Source organism: Treponema sp. R80B11-R83G3 (assembly GCF_054786115.1).
The window spans coordinates 1-4,593 of sequence record NZ_BDHF01000100.1; the positions used below are offsets into that span (position 1 = coordinate 1).

A 4,593-nucleotide genomic window follows, 5' to 3' on the forward strand; every position below is an offset into this window, starting at 1 on the left:
TCGTTATCCTTACCTCTGGGCTTGCGTATTATGAACATTCAGGCTCCATAAACGGACAGACGAGCGTCAATCTTCCATTTAAAATTGACTCTGTAAACGACGCGCTAAAAACTTTGGTAATAAGCGATCCTTCCTCATCAAACCCTTCGGTAACCTACCAGTCTTCAAATACGTTGATTCAAACGTTACGCAGTTTAAACATCGATCTTTCCGATATGCCGGGCATTGCCGTTATTCTTTCAAGACTCATGGGCGCGGAAATTGAAATTGCCTCCCCTACCGCTTACACGGGCAGAATTGCCGGTATTGAATACCGTCAGGTGATGAGCGCAAACGGTATGATGGCTAACGAGCCGTGGCTTATTTTAAGCGCAAAAGACGGACTGCAGTCTTTTAACATAAAAGATATTAGTTCGATAAAATTTAAAGACGAGGCGGTTCAAAAGGACTTGGACCGCGCCCTTGATTTAATCGCGTCTTCAAGGAATTCGCTCTCCCGCCAGCTTTTGGTAAATCTTCCCGGAAGCGGCAGGAGAAACGTTTCTATCAGTTACGTTATTCCCTCTCCCGTTTGGAAAGTTTCCTACAGGCTCGATCTTGGCGCGTCAAAGCCGCTTTTTCAAGGCTGGGCGATTATTGACAACGACAGCGATACGGACTGGATAAATATCGAACTGTCCCTTGTCACTGGCCGCCCCGCGTCTTTTATTCAAGAACTGTACCCTCCCTATTACGTTTATCGTCCCGTTCTTCCGCTATCAATCGCTGGAGCCGCTCCCGCCGCTTCTTATGATACATCGGTGTACATGGCGGCGGAATCGGAAGAAAGAAGCAAAAAGTTGGAATATGGCGTCGGAAGGGATCAAACGGCAGCCGAAATGCCCATGCCAGCGCCACGCGCAAGTACCGCCACAAGCAATTTAACAGGCGGCGTTGTAGATACGGCAGCAGGAAACAACGCGGGAGGCCAATTTGAATTTACAATCAAGAATCCGGTAAGCCTAAACCGCCGGATGAGCGCGATGTTTCCGTTAGTTGAAGCGGCTTTAGAGGCGCGAAAACTTCTTATATATAGCGGAACAGGCCGCTTCCCAAGACTTGGCGCGGAATTGACTAACACAAGTAAAATGAAATTACCGGCAGGTCCCATTACCGTTTATGACGGCGGAGTTTACGCCGGTGACGCATTAATCGAATTCTGGAATGAAAATGAAAAAAGACTAATCTCCTTTGGAGAAGACCTCTCCGTAACCGCGTCCACAAGCAATACAAGCGCTAATGTTATAAGCAAGGTGAATGTTTCGCAGGGCGTTATGACCATTACGCGCCTTATAAGTTATACAAAAATCTACACTTTTATTAACTCAGGCTCCGAGCAAAAACTGCTTGTAACGGAACACTCAAAGACTTCAAATACCGAGCTTGTCTCTCCAAAAGCCGACGAGCAGACAACATCGGCGTACCGTTTTAACGTGACTCTTGCCGCAAACAAGCAAACCGTTTTAACAGTAACGGAACAGCGTCCAATTTCGGAAAGAATAACACTTCTACCTCTTAGGCTGGACGCTTTATTAAGTTATTCAAGCAATCAGGAAATCCCCGCTAACGTCCGCCAGGCTTTCTCGAAAGCAGTAGAATTAAAACGCGCCTGCGACGCCGCCGACCTTTCAGTAAGAGAAATTACGGAGCGGAGGGAGCGCCTTGTTTCCGATCAGGACAGAATACGCAAAAATCTTGAGGCCGCCGGCAATCAAACACAGCAGGGCCAGGAGTATTTAAGGCGGCTTGTCTCCCTTGACGGCGAAATTGACGCCATCGCGGCTGAGTTGCAAAAAGCAAATCTCAGAGCGAAGACGGCTAAAGAGGCGTATGAAAAGTATCTCTCTGATCTTAATCTTTAATTTTCTTAGTCCACTATGTATTGCATCGCGTCCGGCGCAGGGCGGATAAAATAGGCGTATAACGACACGCCGAGTATGACCAAAAAATAACGATAAACGGTATGGGGATTAGGGTTATCTTTTTACGCATATGGTGTATCTGATTATTTGTTCCATAGGCAAATTATCAGTTTTCATTTTTAGAGCAGTATCTTTTTTACCTTCCTCTTTGCCTTCAATTTTGCCTTCAAGAAAGGCTCCTTCAAGTTGAGATGTGCGATCCCGCCATGCTTTTAATCGCCTTTCATGTTCTGCCTGTACTTGCTCGTCAGAGCTTAATTGATACAGAGTGTCTACCGCTTTCCGTATTTCAGGATTTTTTACCGCTACCATTTCAAATTCCTCCTTCCGCTTGGCCCAGGGAAGTGTCAAGGAAACTTAACTCGTATTCTTCCTGAGGCAGTTCAACAAAGGCTTTAAGCAGGTCAATGAGCATGCTCTTATTGCGCTCATCGCCAAAGAGAAGCTTAAAAATCCAGTCATCCGTAGGAGGAAGAATTTTAAAATCCATAAGAATAGCATAACAAAAAAAACAGACGAAGGCAATGTTATATATGGTAAATTTTTTGTCTTTGCAGTAGATTAGCGCCTGTCCGTAAAGTAAGTTGCTCTGCGGACAGACTTTTCATTATCAATTAACGTTCAAATTGCCACTGGTCAAATTCAAAACAGTTTTTATGCCTTGAGTCCGGTTGTACAGTTTCCGGGTGTACGCCTCGGCTGCTGTAAAACACAAATACTAAGTTATGCACGCCAGTAACGTGTTGGTCCAAATCGACCGTTACGGTTTGGAACTTGCCTGTTTCTCCTGATTTGGCCTTAATATAGGCGCGGCCTACCACTTCACCGCCGGTGATTCGGGCGGTTCTGGCGAGGTTAAGATTGCCGTCGTCCTCTGTAACGCCTGCGCCCTGGGGATCAATGCGTATCTCTATCGCGCCTGAGTAATCCGCCGGAGTATCAGAGGTCACTTCGGGGGTTCTGACTCTTGCTATAAATTTTTTAGCTCCTTCGGCACCAAAGTCAACGTTGTACAGGGCAAGCCAGTCGCCGGTGTCAATGCTGGTTACAAGCGTCTTGTTGCTCGCGGCGTTTAACGGCCTTGTATAAATGCCGCCTTGAATGCCGATGGTCTCCGCCTCGTTGGGAACATACGGATTAAGATTTTCAACCTGCTCTACGCCTTTGCGCGTCATGGTGATGGGAGATATGGTACCGTCCTCGTTTATGGGCATAAGATCAATGGAGGCCGTCCTCATTCTGGTAACGCCCATCGCTTCCCCTACTTTTTGGGTGTGGTATGACATATAGGTTTTGCCTTTGAACTCAAACATGGAGTGGTGTACGTTGGAATCCGAAGAGCTAAGCTGGGTAGAAGCGCTGACAAGAATAACATCCGCAGTAGTCGCCGTTTCGCTAAAACCGCTCATTGGCCCCGCAGTTGACTTCATGTAAGCGATATTGCCGCTTCCGTTGTTAACGCTGTACGAAAAATAATAAACGCCGTTGAATTTTTTCATGTCGCTGGCTTCAAACATAAATGGCACATACCATGTCTCGGGGGTTTGGGCAAGGCTGATCATGTCGCTGTTAAGTTTTACGCGGCGCGCATGACCCGGGTTCAGGCCAGAACCGCCGCCGCCAAAGAACAGATACGCATCGCCGTCATCGTCTATAAAAACGCCGGGATCAAAGAGATACTCAACCGTCGCGCAGTTGGGGGTGCTTCGGCTTATCAGCAGATCGCCAAGAGGAGAAGACCAGGGGCCTGTGGGACTGTTCGACATGACAACGCCGATGCCGTTTCCGCTGTTTGCCCAGTATAAATAGAATTTTGGCTTTCCGCCTACGTTTTTCCATGCGGCGGTAGGCGCCCAAGAAGCGTTAACGCCCTGCATGTTTACAATCGGATACCAGTTTGTAACGAGGGGGTTTGTGCTGTCCGGCCCTGCAATGTTCACCGCTCCGTGATCCGTCCAATTTGCCAAATCCGATGAGGAGATGATCCTTATGCCTTGAATTCCTTTTGCATAGGAAGGGTTTGCGCTTAAATATCCGTCACTGCCGTACTCCAGGGCATCATTGCTCATATATATGTACAGACGACCGTCATATACCATCGCGTAGGGGTCGGCGCCAAAGGCCTGAGTGAACAAGGGGTTTTTGTGCCCCCAGATTTTCCATGAATTTGACATATTCGCGGGAAAGCCCTGCGCCGTATCAAACAGCGCCGCCAAAACTTGTGCAGACGGCTGATCTTCAAGCCCTGATGCCGCCGCAGACCATCGCGCCGTAAGAGACACGTCGCCATTGATAACGGTCTGGGCATTGTACAAATTTTCGCCCGAGTACCATCCGCCAAAGTCATAACCTAACCTTGACGGGTTGTCGGGCCACGCGTCCGCCGCCGCTTTGCCCTTGTCAACGGTAACGGGACCAATGGCGGGAGCGCCGTCGTAACCCGAATTAAAAGTAACTTGTGCGGTACCGGTCGGAACATTGTCATTGCCGTTGGAACAGGCTGTTAGTGTTAACGTTAACGCCAGCGCCACCAGTCCGATAAGAATAATCTTTTTCATTAATATCTCCAATAAAAATTTCAAATTAAAAAATAACCCCCCTCACCACATGATGAGGGAGGTTAACCGTTAGG

The 4,593-nt window shown here is 47.9% G+C and carries 4 protein-coding genes; 1 reads left to right on the forward strand and 3 read right to left on the reverse strand.

Features of this window, described 5'->3' with window-relative positions; genetic code table 11:
- Positions 1-1,901 (forward strand): DUF4139 domain-containing protein (locus ACYVRH_RS10890; RefSeq protein WP_461256939.1); only part of this gene is annotated, 1,901 nt, incomplete at its 5' end.
- A gap of 114 nt (positions 1,902-2,015) precedes the next feature.
- Here the strand turns inward: ACYVRH_RS10890 and ACYVRH_RS10895 are convergent.
- The 3 genes from ACYVRH_RS10895 to ACYVRH_RS10905 form a co-directional block, all read right to left on the reverse strand.
- The gene (locus ACYVRH_RS10895; protein WP_461256940.1) at positions 2,016-2,273 is read right to left on the reverse strand and encodes a hypothetical protein; all 258 of its coding nucleotides are present in this window, start codon (positions 2,271-2,273) and stop codon (positions 2,016-2,018) included.
- A gap of 1 nt (position 2,274) precedes the next feature.
- Positions 2,275-2,451, reverse strand: a complete 177-nt coding sequence (locus tag ACYVRH_RS10900; RefSeq protein ID WP_461256941.1) for a PD-(D/E)XK nuclease family transposase — start codon at positions 2,449-2,451, stop codon at positions 2,275-2,277.
- A gap of 124 nt (positions 2,452-2,575) precedes the next feature.
- Positions 2,576-4,519, reverse strand: a complete 1,944-nt coding sequence (locus ACYVRH_RS10905) for a family 43 glycosylhydrolase (RefSeq protein WP_461256942.1) — start codon at positions 4,517-4,519, stop codon at positions 2,576-2,578.
- Positions 4,520-4,593 lie beyond the last annotated feature (74 nt).